General features: G+C 68.5%; 14 protein-coding genes and 3 rRNA genes. 15 read left to right on the plus strand and 2 right to left on the minus strand.

Annotation, left to right across the window (positions count from 1 at the left end; translation table 11 throughout):
* The first annotated feature begins 21 nt into the window (after window positions 1-21).
* From DEJ08_RS06575 to DEJ08_RS06590, 4 genes are read left to right on the plus strand one after another with little or no spacing between them, the layout of a single operon-like run.
* Window positions 22-507 carry a ribose-5-phosphate isomerase gene (locus DEJ08_RS06575; RefSeq protein ID WP_071406070.1) on the plus strand — a complete coding sequence of 162 codons (486 nt, stop codon included), beginning with the start codon at window positions 22-24 and terminating at the stop codon, window positions 505-507.
* The gene (locus DEJ08_RS06580; protein WP_111040134.1) at window positions 507-1322 is read left to right on the plus strand and encodes a triose-phosphate isomerase family protein; all 816 of its coding nucleotides are present in this window, start codon (window positions 507-509) and stop codon (window positions 1320-1322) included. Before DEJ08_RS06575 ends, DEJ08_RS06580 begins: the two co-directional genes overlap by 1 nt.
* A complete protein-coding gene (locus DEJ08_RS06585; protein WP_111055533.1) occupies window positions 1319-2164 on the plus strand; it encodes a sugar phosphate isomerase/epimerase family protein in 846 nt (281 codons plus the stop codon). The genes DEJ08_RS06580 and DEJ08_RS06585 overlap by 4 nt, the downstream gene beginning before the upstream one ends.
* The gene (locus tag DEJ08_RS06590; protein ID WP_111055534.1) at window positions 2161-3078 is read left to right on the plus strand and encodes a phosphogluconate dehydrogenase C-terminal domain-containing protein; all 918 of its coding nucleotides are present in this window, start codon (window positions 2161-2163) and stop codon (window positions 3076-3078) included. Before DEJ08_RS06585 ends, DEJ08_RS06590 begins: the two co-directional genes overlap by 4 nt.
* Window positions 3079-3110: 32 nt before the next feature.
* On the opposite strand, the gene DEJ08_RS06595 is transcribed toward DEJ08_RS06590, so the two are convergent.
* Window positions 3111-4706 (minus strand): D-apionate lactonase family protein, encoded by a 1596-nt coding sequence (locus DEJ08_RS06595; RefSeq protein WP_111055535.1) that lies wholly within the window; start codon window positions 4704-4706, stop codon window positions 3111-3113.
* 80 nt (window positions 4707-4786) lie between these two features.
* Between DEJ08_RS06595 and DEJ08_RS06600 the strand changes: the two genes are divergently transcribed.
* Both DEJ08_RS06600 and DEJ08_RS06605 read left to right on the plus strand, forming a co-directional pair.
* A complete protein-coding gene (locus DEJ08_RS06600; RefSeq protein ID WP_111055536.1) occupies window positions 4787-5548 on the plus strand; it encodes an SDR family NAD(P)-dependent oxidoreductase in 762 nt (253 codons plus the stop codon).
* Window positions 5549-5805: 257 nt separating this feature from the next.
* Entirely contained in the window at window positions 5806-6000 is a 195-nt protein-coding gene (locus tag DEJ08_RS06605) for a hypothetical protein (protein ID WP_071406076.1), read from the plus strand.
* 22 nt (window positions 6001-6022) lie between these two features.
* On the opposite strand, the gene pdxR is transcribed toward DEJ08_RS06605, so the two are convergent.
* Window positions 6023-7459 carry a MocR-like pyridoxine biosynthesis transcription factor PdxR gene (gene pdxR, locus DEJ08_RS06610; RefSeq protein ID WP_111055537.1) on the minus strand — a complete coding sequence of 479 codons (1437 nt, stop codon included), beginning with the start codon at window positions 7457-7459 and terminating at the stop codon, window positions 6023-6025.
* Window positions 7460-7480: 21 nt separating this feature from the next.
* On the opposite strand from pdxR, the gene DEJ08_RS06615 reads away from it, so the two are divergent.
* From DEJ08_RS06615 to DEJ08_RS06655, 9 genes are all read left to right on the plus strand, one after another.
* Entirely contained in the window at window positions 7481-8230 is a 750-nt protein-coding gene (locus DEJ08_RS06615) for a pyridoxamine 5'-phosphate oxidase family protein (RefSeq protein ID WP_111055538.1), read from the plus strand.
* Between the two features lie 182 nt (window positions 8231-8412).
* Window positions 8413-9366, plus strand: coding sequence for a C40 family peptidase (locus DEJ08_RS06620; RefSeq protein WP_084741318.1), 954 nt, complete (start codon window positions 8413-8415; stop codon window positions 9364-9366).
* Window positions 9367-9459: 93 nt separating this feature from the next.
* Window positions 9460-10692 carry a dual-specificity RNA methyltransferase RlmN gene (rlmN, locus tag DEJ08_RS06625; RefSeq protein WP_111055539.1) on the plus strand — a complete coding sequence of 411 codons (1233 nt, stop codon included), beginning with the start codon at window positions 9460-9462 and terminating at the stop codon, window positions 10690-10692.
* Between the two features lie 560 nt (window positions 10693-11252).
* Window positions 11253-12775 (plus strand): 16S ribosomal RNA (locus DEJ08_RS06630).
* A gap of 432 nt (window positions 12776-13207) precedes the next feature.
* Window positions 13208-16333: ribosomal RNA gene (locus DEJ08_RS06635) — 23S ribosomal RNA — on the plus strand.
* Between the two features lie 152 nt (window positions 16334-16485).
* Window positions 16486-16602 (plus strand): 5S ribosomal RNA (gene rrf, locus DEJ08_RS06640).
* The 16S, 23S and 5S rRNA genes sit together here, the layout of an rRNA operon.
* A gap of 128 nt (window positions 16603-16730) precedes the next feature.
* Complete coding sequence (locus DEJ08_RS06645; protein ID WP_111055610.1) at window positions 16731-17861, plus strand: ROK family transcriptional regulator; 1131 nt, start codon at window positions 16731-16733, stop codon at window positions 17859-17861.
* Window positions 17862-17966: 105 nt separating this feature from the next.
* On the plus strand, window positions 17967-19982 hold the full coding sequence (locus DEJ08_RS06650; protein WP_111055609.1) for a beta-galactosidase: 2016 nt from the start codon (window positions 17967-17969) through the stop codon (window positions 19980-19982).
* Window positions 19979-22138, plus strand: a complete 2160-nt coding sequence (locus DEJ08_RS06655; protein ID WP_258367309.1) for an alpha-galactosidase — start codon at window positions 19979-19981, stop codon at window positions 22136-22138. The genes DEJ08_RS06650 and DEJ08_RS06655 overlap by 4 nt, the downstream gene beginning before the upstream one ends.
* Window positions 22139-22304: the final 166 nt, after the last annotated feature.

The raw sequence follows: 22304 nt of genomic DNA on the forward strand, positions 1-22304 counted from the left end.
CACCACGAAAGGCACACCCGCATGAGTGAGCAGCAGTTCCGCATCGTCGTCGGTTCGGACGACGCCGGCTTCGACTACAAGGAGGTCATCAAGGCCGACCTCGCGAAGGACCCCCGCGTGGCCTCCGTCGTCGACGTGGGCGTGGACGCCGACGGCCACACCGCCTACCCGCACGTCGCCGTCGACGCCGCCCGTCTGGTGGCGAACGGCGAGGCCGACCGCGCGATCCTGATCTGCGGCACCGGCCTCGGCGTCGCGATCGCGGCGAACAAGGTCCCGGGCATCCGCGCCGTGACCGCGCACGACTCGTTCTCGGTCGAGCGCTCGATCCTGTCGAACGACGCCCAGGTCCTCTGCATGGGGCAGCGCGTCGTCGGGGTCGAGGTCGCGCGCCGGATGGCGAAGGAGTGGCTCGGCTACACCTTCGACCAGACGAGCGCGAGCGCCGAGAAGGTCAACGCGATCTGCGCCTACGACGGCTCCGCCCCGGTCGGGACCGACGCCTGATGCCCGCGACCACGGCAGCCGCCCCGGTGACGATCGGGGTGTCGCTCAAGATGTACTTCAGCCACGCCCGGACGCTCGAGTGGGCGGCCGCCGTGGCCGACATCGCCCGGAGCCACCCGGCGGTGCGGTCCGGCGCGGTCGAGCTCTTCGTGGTGCCGACGTTCCCGTCGCTCGTCCCGGTCCGTGCGGTGATCGGGGACGCCCCCGTGACGCTCGGCGCGCAGGACCTGGCGTGGGCGGACAGCGGCGCCTTCACCGGCGAGGTCTCCGGCGCCGAACTCCGTGAGATCGGGGTCGACCTCGTCGAGATCGCACACGCCGAGCGACGCGAACTGTTCCACGAGACGGACGACGAGATCGCCGGCAAGGTACACGCGGCGTACCGCAACCACCTGCGGCCCCTGATCTGCATCGGCGAGACCGAGCGCGCCGCCGACGGCGACCCCGCGGCAGCGATCGCCGAGGTCACCGCGCAGCTCGACCGCTTCACCGCCACCGCGACCGCCGACGGGCTGGCCGGACCGCTCATCGCCGCGTACGAGCCGGTGTGGGCGATCGGTGCCCCGCAACCCGCACCCGACGAGCACATCGTCGCGGTCCTGGCCGGCATCGAGCAGCACCTGGCGACCCGGCCGGAGCTCGCCGGCTCCGTCGCGATCTACGGCGGCAGTGCCGGTCCGGGCCTGCTGGCCCGCGGTGCCGGACGCATCGGCGGCCTGTTCCTCGGCCGCTTCGCCCACGACCCCGAGGCGATCCGCACGATCCTCGACGAAGCCGAGGCGCTGGCCGCGACGCAGGACGGAGCACCGGCATGACGTCCCTGCTCGGCCTCTCCACCTACGCCTACTTCTGGCGCATGTCCGACCGCATCCCGTCGCCGATGTCCCTCGACGACGCCCTGCGCGCCGCCGCCTCGCACGACGGCGTCGACCTGTTCCAGATCTGCGACCACCTGCCGCTCGACACCGCGACCGACGAGCGCCTGGCCGCGATCCGGTCCCTGGCCGCCGACCTCGGTCTCACGCTCGAGGTCGGCACCCGCGGCACCCGGCCGGAGCACCTCGCCCGGTACCTGCACGTCGCGCAGCAGCTCGGTGCGACGCTCGTGCGGAGCATGTGGACGAGCGGCGACGACCAGCCCGACGCGGCCGAGACCGAACGACGCCTGCGGCAGGCGCTCCCCGCCTACGAGCGCGCGGGCGTGACCCTCGCGCTGGAGACCTACGAGGTCGTCGCCACCGCCGACCTCGTCGCCGTCGTCCAGGCGATCGGCTCCGACCGCCTCGGCATCTGCCTCGACCCGGCGAACACCGTCGCCCGACTCGAACACCCGGCCGACGTCGTCGCGATGACCGCCCCGTACGTCGTCAACTGGCACGTCAAGGACTCCGCCTTCACCCGCTCGCCGGGCTGGGTCGGGTTCCAGTACACCGGCGTCCCGATCGGCACCGGGGTCCTCGACCACGACGCCGTCCGTGCCGCGCTCGAGCCGGACACCCGGGGGATCAACCGCGTCATCGAGTTCTGGCTGCCGTGGCAGGACGAGTACGCCGGCGCCGAACCGCTGCCAGGGGAGACCCCCGCACAGACCACCACCCGCATCGAAGCGGCGTGGACCGAACACACCATCGAGTACATCAGGAGCAAGGAATCATGACCGACGCCGTCACCACCACCCACACCGTCGCTGCCGGATCCGGCACGGCCGACGTCACCGTCGCCGTGATCGGTGCCGGCGGCAAGATGGGCACCCGCGTCTCGAACAACTTCGCGAAGAGCGAGTACACCACCCTGTACAGCGAGGCCTCGCCCGCCGGGCAGGAGCGCATCCAGGCCCTCGGCCGCGAGATCACCGACAGCCTCGACGCCGCGAAGGCCGCCGACGTCGTCATCCTCGCCGTCCCGGACGTCCTGCTCGGCACCATCTCGGAGCAGCTCGTCCCCGTCATGAAGCCCGGCGCGTCGATCCTGACGCTCGACCCGGCCGCCGCCTACGCGGGCCTCCTCGCCAAGCGCGAGGACATCCACTACGCCGTGGCGCACCCGTGCCACCCGTCGGTGTTCCTCGAGCGCACCACCAAGGCTGAGTGGGACGACACCTTCGGTGGCATCGCCGCCCCGCAGGAGGTCATCGCGGCCTTCGACGCCTCGGAGTCGCTCGGCGACGAGGGCGACCGCGCCAAGGCCGTCGCCGAGGCCGTCATCACCACCATGTACGCCCCGGTCATCCAGGTGCACTGGGTCACGGTGAAGCAGCTCGCCGTGCTCGAGCCGACCCTGGTCGAGACGATCGCCTGCATGATCGGCGACTTCCTCAACGACGCCCTCGAGGAGACCGTCACCGGTGTCGGCGTACCCCGCGAGGCCGCCCGCGCCATGCTCTACGGCCACACGTGGATCGCGCTCACGAACGGCCTGCGCGGCTCGAACCCGTTCTCCGACGCCTGCCACATCGCGATGGGCTACGGCCGCGAGAAGCTCATCAAGGAGGACTGGAAGCAGGTCTTCGACGACAGCGAACTCGACTCGGTCATCGCGAAGATGCTCAAGATCGACGCAGTCCGGCGCTGAGCCGGACCGCCACCGACCACCGCGCCGACCCGTCAGCGCACCCGGACCGGAACGCCCCGCCGACCCCCTTCCGGCGGGGCGTTCCCCGTGCCGTCGGCGGCCACGAACCCGCGCGGCCCCCACGCCTCGGCCAGCGTGATCGAGGCCACGCCCGGCACCGTCAGCGCTCGCGCCGCGTCGGCGAACCACCGCTCGGCGGCCGGCGTGTGCTGCGCCGGGTCGGTCGCGTCCGGAACGGTCTCCGGCCCGTACCCGTGCTCGACGGTCGCGTCCGTCACGACCGGGGTCGGCGCCGTCGCCACCGCGTTGCACCGTGGCCGCAGCGTCACCGGTCCGACGTGCAGCGCCCTGCCGGCGGCCAGCCTGGAGGCACTGCTCACCACCCAGCGCTGCATCCGGATCGACTCGGTCACCTGTTCGGGCGACCGGTCGTGCATCTGCGGCGTCACGCTGCAGGTCAGGGGGCCGTCCCAGCCCGAGAACACCGCGATCGAGCGGTTCAGCTCGGTGAAGTGGGCACGGGTGCCGGCAACGACCTCCAGCGCGCCGACCGCTGCCACCGCTTCGCGCAGTGCCCGCTGCAGCGCCGGCGTCGTCACGTGCGACACCGGGTCGAACGCCCCGACGCGAGCCACCGGCCCGGCTTCGAGCACCTCGTCGATCGCCGCGCGCAGCAGCACCGGGTCGTCGGTGACGAACCGGACGTCCAGGGGAGCGCCACCCGCGTCACGCCGGGCCGAGGCGAGCACCGCCTCGACGTTCGGGGCCCCGAGGACCGGCTCGACCAGGATCGGGAACCCGCGGAGTAGGTCGGCGTCGTCCGGGCGCGCAGCGACCGGCGCCGAGCCCGCGAGCAGCTGGAGCGTCGGTGGGGGCGTGACCACGGCACCGGGACCCGGCCCGTCGAGCGCCGCGAGGTCCGGGGCGGGGGAGGCCGCGCCTCCCGACCGGGTGCCCGGACCCCCTGCCGGACCGCCCGCCGTCGCACGCAGGGTGAGCCCCTGCCGAACCGTCGTCCCCGGCGAGAGGGCGACCGGGAACGGCTCGGCGAGCGGCGTCGAGTACGTCTTGAACGAGGCGTCGGTCCAGTTCCGCTGGTCCTCGGTCTCGAACACGTCGCCGGTCAGGTCGAGCGACAGCGCGGTCGCGCCCACCGACCAGTCGAGCCCGGCGACGTCGACGGCCGGCTGGTGCGGCGCGATCCAGAACGGGAACGCGGTCGCCGTGCTGCTACCGGACGGATGCCGCACCGTCAGCGGCTGCCCGGCCAGGGTCGGCGGGTGCAGGACGACGAGTCCGATGCGGTTGCGGCGGAAGGCCCGCGTGACCGTCCCGACCGCGGCGATCCGCAGGGTGTCGTCCTCGAGCGTGGCCTCGAGGACGGTGCGCACGACCTCGACGCCGTCGTACCGTGCGCTGGTCTCGATGCGGATGCGGCTCTCGTCGCCGTCCACCGTCCGTGTCGAGACCGTGTCGTCGGCGGTGCGCCAGTCGTGGTCGCGGACGACGAACCGGAAGGCGCGCAGGACGAGCGTCCCCCGGAACGTGACGTCGGCGAGTTCGGCTCCGCGCAGGGCCAGACGCCAGGGCCCGACGGACACGATCTCGTCGTTCGACGTCGCAGTCATGGTGCATGCCTAGCACCGGTCAACCGGTTGGGCAATGATGGGGGTGACGGAGCAGCGCTGCTCCGAGGACGGAGTCCCACATGACCGCACGACTCGACGGCCGGACCGCACTCGTCACGGGAGCGGGATCCGGCATCGGCCGCGCGATCGCCGACCGCTTCGTGGCCGAGGGGGCCACCGTCGTCTACGCCGACCGCGACGCCGACGCGGCCGCCGGTGCCGCCGTCGCAGCCGGCCCGACCGCGATCGGCCTGACGATGGACATCGCCGACGAGGCGAGCGTGGCCGCGGGGTTCGCCGGACTGGCTGACCGTGACGCGAGCCCCGACGTGGTGGTCGCGAACGCCGGAGTGCAGCTGTTCGGCCACGACGCGAAGGTCGCCGACGTGTCGCTCGAGACCTGGGACCGCACGCTCGCGGTCAACCTCACCGGCACGTTCCTGACGATCAAGCACGCCGTCCGGGCGATGCTCGCGAGCGGCGCCGGCGGGTCGGTCATCGCCACGGGGTCGCCGACCGGCCTGAACGGTGAGGGCGCCGACTTCGCTGCGTACTCCTCGACCAAGGGCGGCATCCACGCACTCGTCCGGGCGACCGCGATGGCCTACGCGCGGGACCGCATCCGGGTGAACACGGTCGTGCCGGGCTACACCGAGACCGGCCTCGTGTCGGCGATCTCCGGTGACCCCGAGGCCCGAACCGCGATCGTCGCCCGCACGCCCCTCGGACGCCCGGGCACCCCGGACGACGTCACCGGGATCATGGTCTACCTGGCCAGCCCGGAGTCGTCCTACGCCACCGGGGCGGAGTTCCGCGTCGACGGCGGCATGACGAGCCTCTGACCCGGCGCACGGCCTGCCCGTCCTGCGAAAGCGACAGTGTTCCACCGAACGTTCGCGGCACACTGTCGCCCTGACGGGACAGTCGCCGCAGCGATGACGAGGTCTGTCGCTTCCGCGGACAGGTCCCGCCCGCCGCCGAACCGCCACACCGCCCTGGAGGCCCGGCGCGTCCCCGTCAGTCCGTCTCGCGCCCGCCGTTTGGCCGCGGAACGCAGCACGTGGTTCCGCGGCTCCCGGCACGCGTACCGTCCGTCGCGATGACCGAATCACCCACCACCACTGCCCCGTCGAACTACGAGTCCGCCGACGGTGTGGACCCCCTGCACGTCACCACCTACCGACAGGTCCGCAAGGCCGCCCGTCGCGGACACGCACTGCCCGGCGACGCCGGAGAACCCTCGCTCGCCGACCTCGTGAACGCCCGGAAGAACGGCACCGCCGACTCCCGCTGACCGTGACGGGTCCTGCGCCCGGTCAGTCGCGCGTGACCGCCGTCACCAGGGCGTCGAGCGCCCGGTCGAGCTCCGGCATCGTCACGGCGCCGTAGCCGAACACGATGCCCGGCGGCGTGCTGCCGGGAGCGAGCCCGTACTCCTCGAGCGTCGCGACGAGCACCCCGGCGTCCGCCAGCCGACGCGCGATCTGCGTCCCGGTGGTCGGACCAGACCACGTGACCACCGCGTGCAGCCCGCCGTTCAGGGCACGAGCCTCCAGGCCGGCGACGCCGCCGAGCCGAGCCGCGATCCGGGCCCGGCGGTGCGTGTAGTCGCGGCGCACCCGACCCAGGTGTCGCCGCAGCGCACCCGTCCGCAGCAGGTGCACGAGCGCGGCCTGCACCGGTTCGGCGACCACGGCGCCGCGCGCACGGCGAGCAGCCACGACCGCCTCCGCCACCAGAGGGCCCGTCGCTGCCACCGTCGGCAGCACGACGTACGCGCAGCGCAGCCGGGGGTCGAGGGTCTTCGAGAAGCCGCCGACGTGCAGCACCACACCCTCGGCGTCGAGCGCGGCCAGCGCGGGCACGGGCGTGCCGCGGTGCCGGAACTCGGAGTCGTAGTCGTCCTCCACCACGACGGTGCCGGTGCTGGCGGCCCAGGCGAGGAGCCGCCGGCGCCGGGCGACGGGCATCACCGATCCGAGCGGGTACTGGTGGGTCGGGCTGACCAGGACGGCGTCGATCGGTCCGGCGGCCTCGAGTGCGTCGAGGTCGAGGCCGTCCTCGCCGACCGGGACGCCCACCAGGGACCCACCCGCACTCGTGACCGCACGGTGTCCGGTGCGGTACCCGGGGTCCTCGACGGCGACGACGGGAGCGCGACCCAGCAGCCCCCGCAGCGCCTCGGTGACGAGCGACAGCGCCTCCGAGGTCCCCGCGGTCACGAGCACCCGGTCGACCGACGTCGTGAACCCGCGGGTCAGGCCGAGCTGGGCGACGACCTGTGCGCGCAGGTCGGGGGAGCCGAGCGGGTCCGCGATCGCGTTCCGGAGCGGGGCCGACGCCGCTGCGTGCCAGGCTGCCCGCCAGTCCCGCTGCGGGATGGCGGTGACGGCGGGGATGCCCGGACGGCAGTCGATGAGCGAGGACGTCAGGGCCGGAGCGTCCGGATCGGGGGAGCGGGCGCCGACCGAAGCCGGCGTCATGCCCGCGTCCACCGTCACACTCGCCGCGACCCGCGCGAGGGCACCGTGCCGCGTCCGCAGGTACCCCTCGCCGTCGAGCTGCTCGTACGCCGCGACGACGGTGCCCCGGGCCACCCCGAGCTCCGCCGCCAGCGCCCGCGTCGAGGGCAGCGCATCGCCCTCGCGCAGGGTGCCGTCGTGCACCATCCCACGCACCCGTGCCACCACACCCGACACCTTGCTCGACTGGTCCACCGTGATCGCCCCGATCTGGTCCAGGCACCGGACCACTGGTGACCCTAGCGTGACGGCATGCCCACCTCGAGCCCCGAACCAGAACCGCCCACCGACGGCCCCTCGCTCCACGTCCGCCGCCTGCGCGACCGTCAGTCCGACGACCCCGCCGTCCTGCACGCGATCCTCGCCGAGGCCCACCTCGCCCACGTCGGCATCGTCCGCGGCGGCCACCCCGTCGTCCTGCCGTTCCTCTGCGCCGTCGGGGACCTCGGCGACGGCTCCGTCCTGCTGCTGCACGGCTCGACCGGTGGTGGGCTGTTCCTCGACGCCGGGGCCGAGGGCGTCCCGGTCGCCGCCACCGTCACCCACCTGGACGGCCTCGTGTTCGCACGCTCGACCAACGACAGTTCGGCGAACTACCGCAGCGCGATGATCGCCGGGCGCGCGACCGTGGTGCCGACCGACCTCCGCGCCGAAGCCCTCTGGCAGGTGGCGGACCACCTCATGCCGGGCCGCCGAGCCGAGGTGCGAGAGATGACCGCGAAGGAGGTCCGCGCCACCCAGGTCCTCCAGCTGCCCCTCGACCGCGCGAGCGTCAAGGTCCGAGCCCACGGTGTCGGCGAGGACCCGGCGGACGGTGAGGACCACTCCGTCTGGGCGGGCGTCCTGCCACTCGCGGTGCGCGCCGGTGTCCCGATCCCGGGGGACATCTCGGGGGACAGCCCGGTGGACGCGTCGGTCGTCGCGCTGTCGGCTCGCCTCGACCGCCTGGCCGCCGACCGGGAGGCCCGGATCGCCGCCGTCATGCGGGTCACGCCGGTCTGAGCCCGGGTCCACCGCCGCGGGCCGGCTCCGGAACGCCCGTGCGCGCCGTCGGAGTGGCCTGCGAGCGGTGCTCGTTCCTGTGACCAGCCGCAGGAACACTCCGGCGCTGCCCAGCCGCGAGCACCGTCGTGACCAATACGTTACTTTCCGGACCGCCGAGTGGTCCCGACCCGGAAGGACCCATGGGACGCCACACCCTGCCTGCAGCAGCCGACGACCGTCAGCCCGCGCGAACGCACACGCACCCCGCGGTCGACCCCGCGCCGCTGACGCCGGACACGCAGCAGTCCCGTCCCCGTGGCCGCCGCTCGGCCCTCGGCCCGGCGGCCGCCCGCTCCACTTTCGTCGAGCACCCGAAGCCGGCCCGGACCGTGCGGATGCAGCCGCGTCCCGCCCCCGTCGCGTCGTCGGCCGGCAGTGCGGTGCTGAGCCGGACCGCCACCCTGCGTGCCGAGCGCGCCGTCGACCCGCGGCACATCCGTCGCTCCGCCAACGCGAAGCGCGCGGCGATCCTGCTCGCCCCCGCGATCGCGGTGACCTCGAGCCTGACGCTCGCCCTGCCCGCGAACGCCGACACCCTGCCCGCGGACACCCGCTCGGGCACGACCACGGCGCAGGCCGCTCAGACCTTCACGGTGGCGCACGACGTCCAGGTCCCCGTGGTCTCCACCGACGGCATGACCACGACGACGACGATCGTGTCGTACCCGACGCTCGACCTCCGCTTCGGGGTGACGACCGCGCAGGCACAGTCCGCGTTGTCCGCCGCACTCTCGGCCGGCGGCGACCGGGCCACGATCGTGCAGACCGCCCTGCAGTACATGGGGGACCCGTACGTCGAGGGCGGCGCGAGCCACGCGGGCATCGACTGCTCCGGGCTCACGATGGTCGCGTACCAGGCGGTGGGGATCCAGCTCGTGCACTACGTGCCGACGCAGGACGCCGTCGCCACCACGATCCCCGAGTCCGAGGCGCTCCCTGGTGACCTCGTCGTGTACGACGACGAGGACCACGTCGGCCTGTACCTCGGCCAGGGACTCGTCCTGCAGGCACCGCACCCGGGCGAGGTCGTCGACATCGTCCCGATGTACTCGGCGGCGCACCACTTCGCGCGCGTCCTGCCCGCCGGCAGCTGACCCGACCAGCCGTGGTGCGGCCCTGGTGGTGACCAGCAGGACCACCCGGACGGGGCGTCCCCACCGATCACGGGCCTCCCGTATCCTGGAGTGATGGCTTCCGACACCCGCACCCCGTTCGAACAGCAGCAGTCTGCTCGTCCGCAGGTGCGCCCGCGCACCGAGGGCTGGAAGCAGGCCACCGACACCGACGGTCGTCCGCTCCTGCAGTTCGCGTCCCCGAAGCGTGGCAAGCCGCCCGTGCACCTGGCCGACCTGACGGCCGAGGAACGCGAGGCCCGCGTGAAGGAACTCGGCCTGCCCGGGTTCCGCGCCAAGCAGCTCGCGACCCACTACTTCCAGCACTACACGTCCGACCCGGCCAAGATGACCGACCTGCCCGCCGCCCAGCGGGAGCAGCTCGTCGCCGGGATGCTGCCGCCGCTCCTCACCGAGACCCGGCGGCTGGCGACGGACAACGGCGACACGATCAAGTTCCTCTGGAGGCTGCACGACGGCGCCCTGGTCGAGTCGGTCCTCATGCGCTACCCGGGCCGCATCACCCTGTGCGTCTCGTCCCAGGCCGGGTGCGGCATGAACTGCCCGTTCTGCGCCACCGGCCAGGCGGGGCTGACCCGCAACATGTCCACCGCCGAGATCATCGAGCAGATCGTCCGGGCCAACGCCGCGATCGCCGCTGGTGAGCTCGGGGGCGATCCCCGCAAGGGCGGCAACGACCGCGTCGACGCCGAGCGCGTGACGAACATCGTGTTCATGGGCATGGGGGAGCCGCTCGCGAACTACAAGCGGGTGATGGACGCCGTGCGGTTGATGGTCGCGCCGCAGCCGAACGGTCTCGGCATGAGTGCCCGCGGCATCACGGTGTCGACCGTCGGCCTGGTGCCCGCGATGATCAAGCTCGCGGACGAAGGGATCCCGCTCACCTTCGCGCTGTCCCTGCACGCTCCCGACGACGAGCTCCGCGACGAGCTCATCCCGGTGAACTCGCGCTGGAAGGCGGACGAGGCGATCGACGCCGCGCACAACTACTACGTGAAGACGGGCCGTCGTGTCTCGATCGAGTACGCGCTCATCAAGGACATGAACGACCACGCCTGGCGAGCCGACCTGCTCGCCGAGAAGCTCAACAAGCGCGGCAAGGGGTGGGTGCACGTCAACCCGATCCCGCTCAACCCGACGCCGGGCTCCGTGTGGACCTCGTCCGAGGTGCACGTGCAGGACGAGTTCGTCCGCCGACTCAACGCCGCCGGCATCCCGACGACCCTGCGCGACACCCGCGGCAAGGAGATCGACGGGGCGTGCGGCCAGTTGGCCGCGGCCGAGTAGGTCGGTCCTGTTCGTTCAGTCGGGAGGCACGGTGCGGGTTCGCACCGTGCCTTCCGTCGTTCCCGGGGTCGCGCTCACCCCCGTCGATCCCCGGAAACCCGGGGGCCACGTGCCGTTCACCCGACTGCGACACGCCCGGGAGGGACGACGGTTGGCAGGGCCCCTGGGGCGTGTGTAAAGTAATCACTCGTTGCCGCTGAGGCGGAGAACTGAACGGCCGAGACGGTCACAGGGTGCAAGCCCTGGATGCGCAGTCCGGACGGGGTCCCGCTCAGGCAACATCCCCCCGAAGAAGTCGAAGTGATTCGACGTGTCTGACGGTGGAACAAGACGAATGCCTCTCTGGCGGAACCTTTTGTGGGTCGAGCGGGGAGTGCGTCTGGTCCTTGAGAACTCAACAGCGTGCACATTGTCAATGCCAATTTATTGATTGACCTCGTGCCTGGTCGGCTTGCTGACTGGGTCATGAAGCAATTCCTTTTGGATTGAAGATTGTCAGTAGACAGTCAACAGTCAGAATCAACTCGGTCTGATGCCTTCGGGTGTTGGGTCTGTATTTTTTTACGGAGAGTTTGATCCTGGCTCAGGACGAACGCTGGCGGCGTGCTTAACACATGCAAGTCGAACGATGATGCCCAGCTTGCTGGGTGGATTAGTGGCGAACGGGTGAGTAACACGTGAGTAACCTGCCCCTGACTCTGGGATAAGCGTTGGAAACGACGTCTAATACTGGATATGATCACTGGCCGCATGGTCTGGTGGTGGAAAGATTTTTTGGTTGGGGATGGACTCGCGGCCTATCAGCTTGTTGGTGAGGTAATGGCTCACCAAGGCGACGACGGGTAGCCGGCCTGAGAGGGTGACCGGCCACACTGGGACTGAGACACGGCCCAGACTCCTACGGGAGGCAGCAGTGGGGAATATTGCACAATGGGCGAAAGCCTGATGCAGCAACGCCGCGTGAGGGATGACGGCCTTCGGGTTGTAAACCTCTTTTAGTAGGGAAGAAGCGAAAGTGACGGTACCTGCAGAAAAAGCACCGGCTAACTACGTGCCAGCAGCCGCGGTAATACGTAGGGTGCAAGCGTTGTCCGGAATTATTGGGCGTAAAGAGCTCGTAGGCGGTTTGTCGCGTCTGCTGTGAAATCCCGAGGCTCAACCTCGGGCTTGCAGTGGGTACGGGCAGACTAGAGTGCGGTAGGGGAGATTGGAATTCCTGGTGTAGCGGTGGAATGCGCAGATATCAGGAGGAACACCGATGGCGAAGGCAGATCTCTGGGCCGTAACTGACGCTGAGGAGCGAAAGCATGGGGAGCGAACAGGATTAGATACCCTGGTAGTCCATGCCGTAAACGTTGGGCGCTAGATGTAGGGACCTTTCCACGGTTTCTGTGTCGTAGCTAACGCATTAAGCGCCCCGCCTGGGGAGTACGGCCGCAAGGCTAAAACTCAAAGGAATTGACGGGGGCCCGCACAAGCGGCGGAGCATGCGGATTAATTCGATGCAACGCGAAGAACCTTACCAAGGCTTGACATACACCGGAAACGGCCAGAGATGGTCGCCCCCTTGTGGTCGGTGTACAGGTGGTGCATGGTTGTCGTCAGCTCGTGTCGTGAGATGTTGGGTTAAGTCCCAACAACGAGCGCAACCCTCGTTCTATGTTGCCAGCGGGTTATGCCGGGGACTCATAGGAGACTGCCGGGGTCAACTCGGAGGAAGGTGGGGATGACGTCAAATCATCATGCCCCTTATGTCTTGGGCTTCACGCATGCTACAATGGCCGGTACAAAGGGCTGCGATACCGTAAGGTGGAGCGAATCCCAAAAAGCCGGTCTCAGTTCGGATTGAGGTCTGCAACTCGACCTCATGAAGTCGGAGTCGCTAGTAATCGCAGATCAGCAACGCTGCGGTGAATACGTTCCCGGGCCTTGTACACACCGCCCGTCAAGTCATGAAAGTCGGTAACACCCGAAGCCGGTGGCCTAACCCTTGTGGAAGGAGCCGTCGAAGGTGGGATCGGTGATTAGGACTAAGTCGTAACAAGGTAGCCGTACCGGAAGGTGCGGCTGGATCACCTCCTTTCTAAGGAGCATCTGGTCAGTGCTGGTCGCCCATTAGGGGTGGTTGGTTGCTGGTCCAGGCGCCTGTTTCGGACCGAACGTGTCCGACGGGTAGCTCATGGGTGGAACATTGACAGTGCAGTTGGGAGTGATGCCTCCGACCTCAGTACGCTCTGCTTGCAGGGTTGGGACGGGTCGTGGGTGGAGCTGCTGGCTGGTGCACGTTGTTGGGTCCTGAGGGACCAGGCTTCCTGCTGTCACGTGAGTGGTGGTGGGGGTTGGGCCTACGGGTCCTTCGTCGGGCCAGGGTGAACCTACCGTTGTGGTGGGGGAGTGCTGGTGCCGATCGTATGTTGAGAACTACACAGTGGACGCGAGCATCTTGATTCGCGTCATCCATGATCAGCCTTCGGGCTGCTGATTGGTGACGTTGGATCGCAATTTTAATCTTTGTGGTCAAGTTTCTAAGAGCAAACGGTGGATGCCTTGGCATCTGGAGCCGATGAAGGACGTAGAAATCTGCGATAAGCCTCGGGGAGCTGATAATCGAGCCTCGATCCGAGGATTTCCGAATGGGGAAACCCCGCCAGGCGTTTTGCGACCTGGTGACTCCCGCCTGAATATATAGGGCGGGTAGAGGGAACGTGGGGAAGTGAAACATCTCAGTACCCACAGGAAGAGAAAACAACATGTGATTCCGTGAGTAGTGGCGAGCGAAAGCGGATGAGGCTAAACCGATCATGTGTGATAGCCGGCGGGCGTTGCATGGTCGGGGTTGTGGGACACGTCACTCAGTTCTGCCGGACTGGGACGGTTACAGCGCATCATAGTCGAACCGGTTTGAAAGCCGGGCCGTAGTGGGTGCCAGCCCCGTAGACGAAATGGTGTTATGGCCGGATGTGTATCCCAAGTAGCACGGGGCCCGAGAAATCCCGTGTGAATCTGTCAGGACCACCTGATAAGCCTAAATACTCCCAGATGACCGATAGCGGACAAGTACCGTGAGGGAAAGGTGAAAAGTACCCCGGGAGGGGAGTGAAATAGTACCTGAAACCGTTTGCTTACAAACCGTCGGAGCCTCCTTAGTAGGGGTGACGGCGTGCCTTTTGAAGAATGAGCCTGCGAGTTAGTGATATGTGGCGAGGTTAACCCGTGAGGGGCAGCCGTAGCGAAAGCGAGTCTGAATAGGGCGTTTGAGTCGCATGTTCTAGACCCGAAGCGAAGTGATCTATCCATGGCCAGGTTGAAGCGACGGTAAGACGTCGTGGAGGACCGAACCCACTTCAGTTGAAAATGGAGGGGATGAGCTGTGGATAGGGGTGAAAGGCCAATCAAACTTCGTGATAGCTGGTTCTCTCCGAAATGCATTTAGGTGCAGCGTTGCGTGTTTCTCGCCGGAGGTAGAGCTACTGGATGGCCGATGGCCTCAACAGGTTACTGACGTCAGCCAAACTCCGAATGCCGGTGAGTGAGAGCGCAGCAGTGAGACGGTGGGGGATAAGCTTCATCGTCGAGAGGGAAACAACCCAGACTACCAACTAAGGTCCCTAAGCGTGTGCTAAGTGGGAAAGGATGTGGAGTTGCACAGACAACCAGGAGGTTGGCTTAGAAGCAGCCACCCTTGAAAGAGTGCGTAATAGCTCACTGGTCAAGTGATTCCGCGCCGACAATGTAACGGGGCTCAAGCACACCACCGAAGTTGTAGATTTCGCACTATAGACAAGCCTTCGTGGTTCAGTCGTGCGGAGTGGTAGGAGAGCGTCGTGTGGCGAGTGAAGCGGCGGAGTGATCCAGCCGTGGACGCTACACGAGTGAGAATGCAGGCATGAGTAGCGAAAGACGGGTGAGAAACCCGTCCTCCGAAAGACCAAGGGTTCCAGGGCCAGGTTAATCCGCCCTGGGTAAGTCGGGACCTAAGGCGAGGCCGACAGGCGTAGTCGATGGACAACGGGTTGATATTCCCGTACCGGCGAACAACCGCCCAAGCTAATCCAGTGGTGCTAAGAGTCCTAACCCGGTACATCCGGATCCCTTCGGGGTGATGGTGGCCGGTCTAACGCTCGACCCCATGCTGGTGCGGTTAGCGTATGAACAGGTGTGACGCAGGAAGGTAGCTGAGCCAGGCGATGGTATCCGTAAGGTGAACCTGGTGTAAGGATGTAGGGCTGACGATAGGCAAATCCGTCGTCTGTATGCCTGAGATCCGACGCGTACCCGTAAGGGGAAATCAGTGATCCTATGCTGCCGAGAAAAGCATCGACGCGAGGTTGCAGCCGCCCGTACCCGAAACCGACTCAGGTGGTCAGGTAGAGAATACCAAGGAGATCGAGAGAATCGTGGTTAAGGAACTCGGCAAAATGCCCCCGTAACTTCGGGAGAAGGGGGCCGGACACGTGACCGGATTTACTCCGTGAGCGTTGAAGGCCGCAGAGACCAGTGGGAAGCGACTGTTTACTAAAAACACAGGTCCGTGCGAAGTCGCAAGACGATGTATACGGACTGACGCCTGCCCGGTGCTGGAAGGTTAAGAGGAAGGGTTAGCCTTTGGGCGAAGCTCTGAATTTAAGCCCCAGTAAACGGCGGTGGTAACTATAACCATCCTAAGGTAGCGAAATTCCTTGTCGGGTAAGTTCCGACCTGCACGAATGGCGTAACGACTTCCCAGCTGTCTCAACCGCGAACTCGGCGAAATTGCACTACGAGTAAAGATGCTCGTTACGCGCAGCAGGACGGAAAGACCCCGTGACCTTTACTACAGTTTGGTATTGGTGTTCGGAGTGGCTTGTGTAGGATAGGTGGGAGACTGTGAAGCGGGCACGCTAGTGTTCGTGGAGTCATTGTTGAAATACCACTCTGGTCACTTTGGATGTCTAACGTAGGACCCTGATCGGGTTCATGGACAGTGCCTGATGGGTAGTTTAACTGGGGCGGTTGCCTCCCAAAGAGTAACGGAGGCGCCCAAAGGTTCCCTCAACCTGGTTGGCAATCAGGTGGCGAGTGTAAGTGCACAAGGGAGCTTGACTGTGAGACTGACAGGTCGAGCAGGGACGAAAGTCGGGACTAGTGATCCGGCAGTGGCTTGTGGAAGCGCTGTCGCTCAACGGATAAAAGGTACCTCGGGGATAACAGGCTGATCTTGCCCAAGAGTCCATATCGACGGCATGGTTTGGCACCTCGATGTCGGCTCGTCGCATCCTGGGGCTGGAGTAGGTCCCAAGGGTTGGGCTGTTCGCCCATTAAAGCGGTACGCGAGCTGGGTTTAGAACGTCGTGAGACAGTTCGGTCCCTATCCGCTGCGCGCGTTGGAAATTTGAGAAGATCTATCCCTAGTACGAGAGGACCGGGATGGACGAACCTCTGGTGTGTCAGTTGTTCTGCCAAGGGCACCGCTGATTAGCTACGTTCGGACCGGATAACCGCTGAAAGCATCTAAGCGGGAAGCCGTCTTCGAGATGAGATTTCCATGCACCTTGAGTGTGAGAGGCTCCCAGCAGACTACTGGGTTGATAGGCCGGATGTGGAAGCGGGGACTAACGACCCGTGGAGCTGACCGGTACTAATAAGCCGAAGACTTGATAACACACTGATTTCCGTGCACTTGTTGCACGGGCTCGCGTCCACTTTGTGGTTCCCGACAGACGATCGGGAATCGAAACTGAATACACCGCTCTGCCCTCTTCACGGAGGGCAGCAGTCGGAACAGCTTTGAGACCAGATCATGGTCGAAGGTGTTCCGGTGGTCATAGCGAGAGGGAAACGCCCGGTCACATTCCGAACCCGGAAGCTAAGCCTCTCAGCGCCGATGGTACTGCAAGGGGGACCTTGTGGGAGAGTAGGACGCCGCCGGACTTAACGTATGAAGAACCAGGGAACCCCTGACCATTCGTGGTCAGGGGTTTTCTGCGTTTACCGCCCGTTCTGGGTCCTTGTCGACGGGGACCGGTGAGGCCGTAGGATCAGCCGACGACGGAGGAACGATGACCGAAGCCTGGCCGGCCCTGCCCGACGGCTCCCGACTGGCGCTGCGGGAGATCCTCATCCACGGGGTGCTCTCCCGTGCCGAGATCGCTCGGTCACTCGGGCTCTCACGGGCGAGCCTCACGCGGGCGATGCGCATCCTCGTGTCACAGCGGCTCGTGGTCGAGGTCGGGACTGACGTGCGCGGTGCCACCGGTCGTCCGTCGGAGCTCCTGCAGGTGAGCAGTGGGCAGTGGGAGTTCCTCGGCGTCAAGCTCACGAAGGACCGCCTGTACGCCGCGGTCACGGACCTGGGCGGACGGGTCCTCGCCCTGCACGAAGAGGCGATCGACGACACCGCCGCCGAGTCCCTCGCGGAGCAGATCGCCCTGGTGCTCGAGCGGCTCCGGGATGCGCACCCGGCCATCTGTGCGATCGGGGTCTCGCTGCCCGGAGACGTCATGGTCCGCGCGGGGGAGTCCGTCGTCGCGGCGTCGGTGTTCCTCGGGTGGCACGAGGTGCCGTTCGCCCGGATGCTCGAGGAGCGGACGGGCATCGCCACGTTCACCGCGAACGACGTCCACGCGCTGACGGCGAAGGAGCACTGGTTCGGTGCGGGCGCCGGCCGTGGGTCGATGGTGCTCGTGACGGTCGGTGAGGGCCTCGGCCTCGGGCTCATCGCGAACGGGCAGGTCTCCACCGGGGAGCACGGGCGACTGGGGCGCATCGGGCACCTTCCCGTCCTCGGAGGCGGTCCGGACTGTGGCCTCGGTCACGCCGGGTGCGCCTCGAGCTACCTTCCCAGCCCGGTCATCGTGCGGAACGCCGGCCACGAGGGGAAGACCTACGACCAGGTGGTCGAGCTCGCGCGGGACGGCGACGAGGGTGCCCTCGCTGCGTTCGAGGATGCCGGCCGCGCCCTCGGGGTCCTGCTCGCCACCGCGGTGCACATCGCGGACCCCTCGGCGGTCGTCCTGACGGGCGACGGGCTGCCCGTGTACGACCTGGCGCGGGCGACCGTCGACGAGTCGATGCGAGCCGCACTGGCGCCGTACACCGAGCCGGTGACGGTGGAGGTACAGCCGTTCGAGTTCTCGGAGTGGGCACGCGCCGGGGCGGTCCTCGCCATCCGTCGGCTGCTGGGGGAGTGAGCGGCCGAGGCATCAGGCAGAGGTCTCGGCGCGTTAGTTACACACGTTGACAAACGCGGACGCAGACGGGAGGCTTGAGCGGTCCACACCATCGAAGGAGATGCCGTGACCGCTGCCCCCACCGTCCCGTGGCCGACCGACGGCCTGTCGTTCGGCGGCGACTACAGCCCCGAGCAGTGGCCCCGGGAGACCTGGCTCGAGGACGTCAGACTGATGCGCGAGGCCGGGGTGAACCTGGTCACCGTCGGGGTGTTCTCGTGGGCACTGCTCGAGCGGTCGCCGGGGGACTTCACGTGGGAGTGGCTCGACGACGTCCTCGCGCTGCTGCACGAGCACGGCATCGCGGTTGACCTCGCGACGCCGACCGCTGCACCACCGAACTGGCTGCTGACCGCACACCCGGAGATCCTGCCCGTGGACGCCACCGAGCGGCGGGAACGACCCGGTGGGCGACTCGGGTGGTGCCCGGCCTCCGAGCTGTTCCGGGAGCACGCGCTCCGCGTGGTCGACGCGCTGGCGGAGCGGTACGGCCGACACCCCGCGGTGCGGCTCTGGCACGTGAGCAACGAGCTCGGCGGCGGCAACGGCCGGTGCTACTGCGAGGAGTCGGCAGCGGACTTCCGGTACTGGCTCGTCGCGAAGTACGGCGACGTCGAGGCCGCGAACGACGCGTGGGGCACGGCCTTCTGGGGGCACACGTACACCTCGTTCGACGAGGTCTCGCCGCCACGGGGTGTGGGCGGGGCACCGAACCCCGGGCTCGCGCTGGACTTCGAGCGGTACTCGTCCGACGCCCTGCTCCGCCAGTACGACGCCGAGAAGGCCGTCATCGAGCAGCACTCGGACGTGCCGGTCACGACGAACTTCATGGTGGGCGCCGGGTCGCAGGTCGTCGACTACGCCGGGTGGGCGAAGCACGTGGCGATCGTCGCGAACGACCACTACACGCTCGTCGACGACGCCCGCCGCGAGCAGGACCTCGCGCTGGCCGGTGACCGGATGCGCGGGATGTCGGCGGATCGTCGTCCCTGGCTGCTCATGGAGCACTCGACGGGCGGCCCGAGCTGGCAGCAGCGCAACCGCGCCAAGGAACCCGCGGAGCTCGTCCGGAACGCCCTGGCGCACGTCGCGCACGGGTCCGACGGGGCGCTGTTCTTCCAGTGGCGGGCCTCCACCGCGGGCGCGGAGCAGTTCCACTCGGCGATGCTCCCGCACGCCGGCACCCGCACACGCATCTGGCCCGAGGTGCTCGCCCTCGGCCGGGCGCTGCAGGCCCTCGCACCCGTGCAGGGCACCCGAGTCGAGCCGGCCCGGGTCGCGATCGTCGTGGACGAGGCCTCCGGGTGGGCCGTGCAGTCGGGGCTCAAGCCGCACCGGGGCCTGCGCTACGGTCGTGAACTCCGCGCCTGGCACCGCGCGTTCCACGACCGGCAGGTGCTCACGGACGTGGTCCCCGCCGACGCCGACCTGGACGGCTACGACGTGGTCGTCGTGCCGACGATGCTCATCGTCGACGACGCGACCGCCGCGCGGCTGTCCGGCGTGGTGGACCGCGGCGCCACCCTGATCGTCACGTACCTGTCCGGCGTCGCCGACGAGACCGCCCGCATCCGCACCGGCGGCTACCCGGGCGCGTTCCGCGAGGTGCTCGGCGCCTGGAGCGAGGAGTTCACCCCGCTGCAGCGCGACGAACGCTGGACCCTCGACGACGGCGAGGTCGTCACCGACTGGGCCGAGGCGGTCGTGCTCGATGACGCCGAGTCCGTGCTCCGGTACACCGACGGCCCGCTCGCGGGCCGGGCCGCCGTCACGCGCCGCGCCGTCGGCGGCGGCGCCTGGTACGTGTCCGCGATGCTCGCGGACGACAGCATCCAACGGCTCGTGGACGGGGTGATCGCGGAGCGGGGGATCCTGCGGACGGTCACCGGGCCTCCCGGCCTGGAGGCGGTGCGTCGCGTCGGCGACGACGGTTCCGCCTTCCTGTTCCTCGTCAACCACCGTGCTGACGACGTCACGGTCGTCGCGTCCGGCACGGACCTGCTCGACGGGTCCGGCCACGGGCCGGACACCGTCGTGCCGGCCGGACGCGTCCGCGTGCTGCGCGAGGAGCGGGTCTCGTGACCGTCGTGGAGCGCGAGTCGACAGCCGTCGGTGCCGGCGATCGACGCCTGCACGTGCTGCGATCAGCCGGGGTGTCGCTGGTGCTGGCCTCCGCGGCGGACGGGCTGCCCGAGGTGCTGCACTGGGGTCGGGACGTCGGGCCCGTCGCGCCGGACGATGCGGCCGACCTGCTGCTCGCACTCGGACGGCCGCTCGGACCGAGTGCGCTGGACGCGCGGTGGCCGCTCACGGTGCTGCCGACCGAGCGCGACGGGTGGGAGGGGCGACCGGGGATCGCGGGGCACGTGGACGGGATGCCGCTCGTGCCGCGGTGGCGTGACGTGGTGGTGATCGGTGACGACGATCGGATAGTCGTGACCGCCGAGTCGGACTCGTTGGCGCTCCGGAGCGAGTTCGCGCTCGACTCCGCGGGGGTGCTGCGGGTGCGGCACACGGTGACGAACACCCACGCCGAGCCCGTGCACGTGCAGGCGCTCGAGGCGGCGCTGCCGGTGGGGGAGCGGATCACCGAGGTGCTCGACCTGGGCGGACGGTGGACGCGTGAGCGCACACCGCAGCGCCGATCGGCGACGGCCGGGAGCCACGCGCGGGAGAGCCGTCGCGGGCGGACGGGCCACGACTCGCCGACGTTGCTCGTGCTCGGGACGCCCGGGTTCTCGGATGCCGAGGGCGAGCTGTGGGCGGTGCACCTGGCCTGGAGCGCGGACTCCGTGTACCGGTACGACCAGCTCGCCGAGGCGCGACCGCTGCTCGGTGCCGGAGAACTGCTGCGTGCCGGCGAGGTCGTGCTCGGTGAGGGGGAGTCGTTCGCCGCCCCCGACGCCGTGTTCGTCTGGAGCGACGCCGGGATCGACGGGCTGTCCGACCGCCTGCACGACTCGTTGCGCAGCCGCCCGGGGCACCCGCGACGACCCCGGCCCGTGGTGCTCAACACGTGGGAGGCCGTCTACTACCGGCAGGAGCTCGAGCCCCTGGTGGCCCTGGCCGAGACGGCGGCGGACATCGGCGTCGAGCGGTTCGTGCTCGACGACGGGTGGTTCCTCGGCCGGCGGTCGGACTCGACCTCGCTCGGGGACTGGCGCGTCGACCCGTCGGTGTGGCCGGACGGGCTGGCACCGCTCGTCGACCGCGTACGCGCGCTCGGCATGGAGTTCGGCCTGTGGTTCGAGCCCGAGATGGTCAGCCCGGTGTCCGAGCTGGCCACGGCACACCCCGAGTGGATGCTGCAGCGCCCCGAGGATGATGTCCGCACGTGGCGGAACCAGTACGTGCTCGACATGGCGAACCCACTGGCCCGGCACCACGTGCTCGAGAGCATGTCCCGCGTGATCGGCGAGCACCACGTCGACTTCGTGAAGTGGGACCAGAACCGGGACATCGTGCACGCGGTGCACGCGGGACGCGCCGGCATCGACGCGCACACCCGCGGCGTGTACGCGTTGATGGACGAGCTGCGTGCGCGGCACCCGCGGCTCGAGATCGAGGCGTGCGCGAGCGGCGGCGCCCGGATCGACCTCGGTGTGCTCGAGCGGACCGACCGGGTGTGGCCGTCGGACTCGAACGACGCCTTCGAGCGACTGCCGATCCAGCGCTGGACCGAGGCACTGCTCCCGCTCGAGCTGATCGGCTCGCACGTCGGGCCGGAGGTCTCGCACACCACGGGCCGGCACCTCGACCTGGACTTCCGGATGGCGGTGTCGCTGTTCGGCTCGGCCGGCATCGAGACCGACATCACGAAGCTGTCGCCCGAGGAGCTCGACCGGCTCCGGGCCTGGACGGCGCTGTACCGACGGGTGCGCGGGCTGCTGCACTCCGGGCGGCTGCGGCACCTGGACCTCGGAGACCCGGGAACGGTGGCGACGTCGGTCGTGGACACCGACCGTTCGCGTGCGCTGGTGCGGGTGGCGCGGACGGAGACGGGGCCGAGGTCGTTGCCGGTGCCGCTCCGGGTGCGCGGACTCGACCGGTCGCGGCGCTACCGGCTCGCCCCGGTGTCCGGGCTCGCTGTCCCGCGCGGGCTCGACATGGTGCCGCCGGAGTGGCTCGTGCGCGGACACCTGGAACTGACCGGCGCCGTGTTCGAGGACGTCGGCGCCCGGCTGCCACTGCTCGCACCCGCGACCGCGATCGTGCTGGAGCTCCGCGCGATCGACTGAGCGCCGTCAGCCGCCCTGCTTCGGCCGGGGAAGCGTTTCCTGACCGGCGACGTGACGGTTCTGGTTCGCGATCCTCGGCGATCGTTAACCAGAACCGTCACGCGTCGAGAGGAAATGGCCGTCCCGGGGCGATCGGTGGGGTGCCGCGCGGTGAACGAGGCGGCGG

The organism is Curtobacterium sp. MCLR17_054 (genome assembly GCF_003234335.2).
GTDB lineage: Bacteria > Actinomycetota > Actinomycetes > Actinomycetales > Microbacteriaceae > Curtobacterium > Curtobacterium flaccumfaciens.

What these genes read in the sequence shown, in the direction of transcription:
- DEJ08_RS06575 (WP_071406070.1), top strand. Translation starts at nt 22, where the DNA reads ATGAGTGAGCAGCAGTTCCGCATCGTCGTCGGTTCGGACGACGCCGGC.
- DEJ08_RS06580 (WP_111040134.1), top strand. Translation starts at nt 507, where the DNA reads ATGCCCGCGACCACGGCAGCCGCCCCGGTGACGATCGGGGTGTCGCTC.
- DEJ08_RS06585 (WP_111055533.1), top strand. Translation starts at nt 1,319, where the DNA reads ATGACGTCCCTGCTCGGCCTCTCCACCTACGCCTACTTCTGGCGCATG.
- DEJ08_RS06590 (WP_111055534.1), top strand. Translation starts at nt 2,161, where the DNA reads ATGACCGACGCCGTCACCACCACCCACACCGTCGCTGCCGGATCCGGC.
- DEJ08_RS06595 (WP_111055535.1), bottom strand. Translation starts at nt 4,706, where the DNA reads ATGACTGCGACGTCGAACGACGAGATCGTGTCCGTCGGGCCCTGGCGT.
- DEJ08_RS06600 (WP_111055536.1), top strand. Translation starts at nt 4,787, where the DNA reads ATGACCGCACGACTCGACGGCCGGACCGCACTCGTCACGGGAGCGGGA.
- DEJ08_RS06605 (WP_071406076.1), top strand. Translation starts at nt 5,806, where the DNA reads ATGACCGAATCACCCACCACCACTGCCCCGTCGAACTACGAGTCCGCC.
- DEJ08_RS06615 (WP_111055538.1), top strand. Translation starts at nt 7,481, where the DNA reads ATGCCCACCTCGAGCCCCGAACCAGAACCGCCCACCGACGGCCCCTCG.
- DEJ08_RS06620 (WP_084741318.1), top strand. Translation starts at nt 8,413, where the DNA reads ATGGGACGCCACACCCTGCCTGCAGCAGCCGACGACCGTCAGCCCGCG.
- rlmN (WP_111055539.1), top strand. Translation starts at nt 9,460, where the DNA reads ATGGCTTCCGACACCCGCACCCCGTTCGAACAGCAGCAGTCTGCTCGT.
- DEJ08_RS06645 (WP_111055610.1), top strand. Translation starts at nt 16,731, where the DNA reads ATGACCGAAGCCTGGCCGGCCCTGCCCGACGGCTCCCGACTGGCGCTG.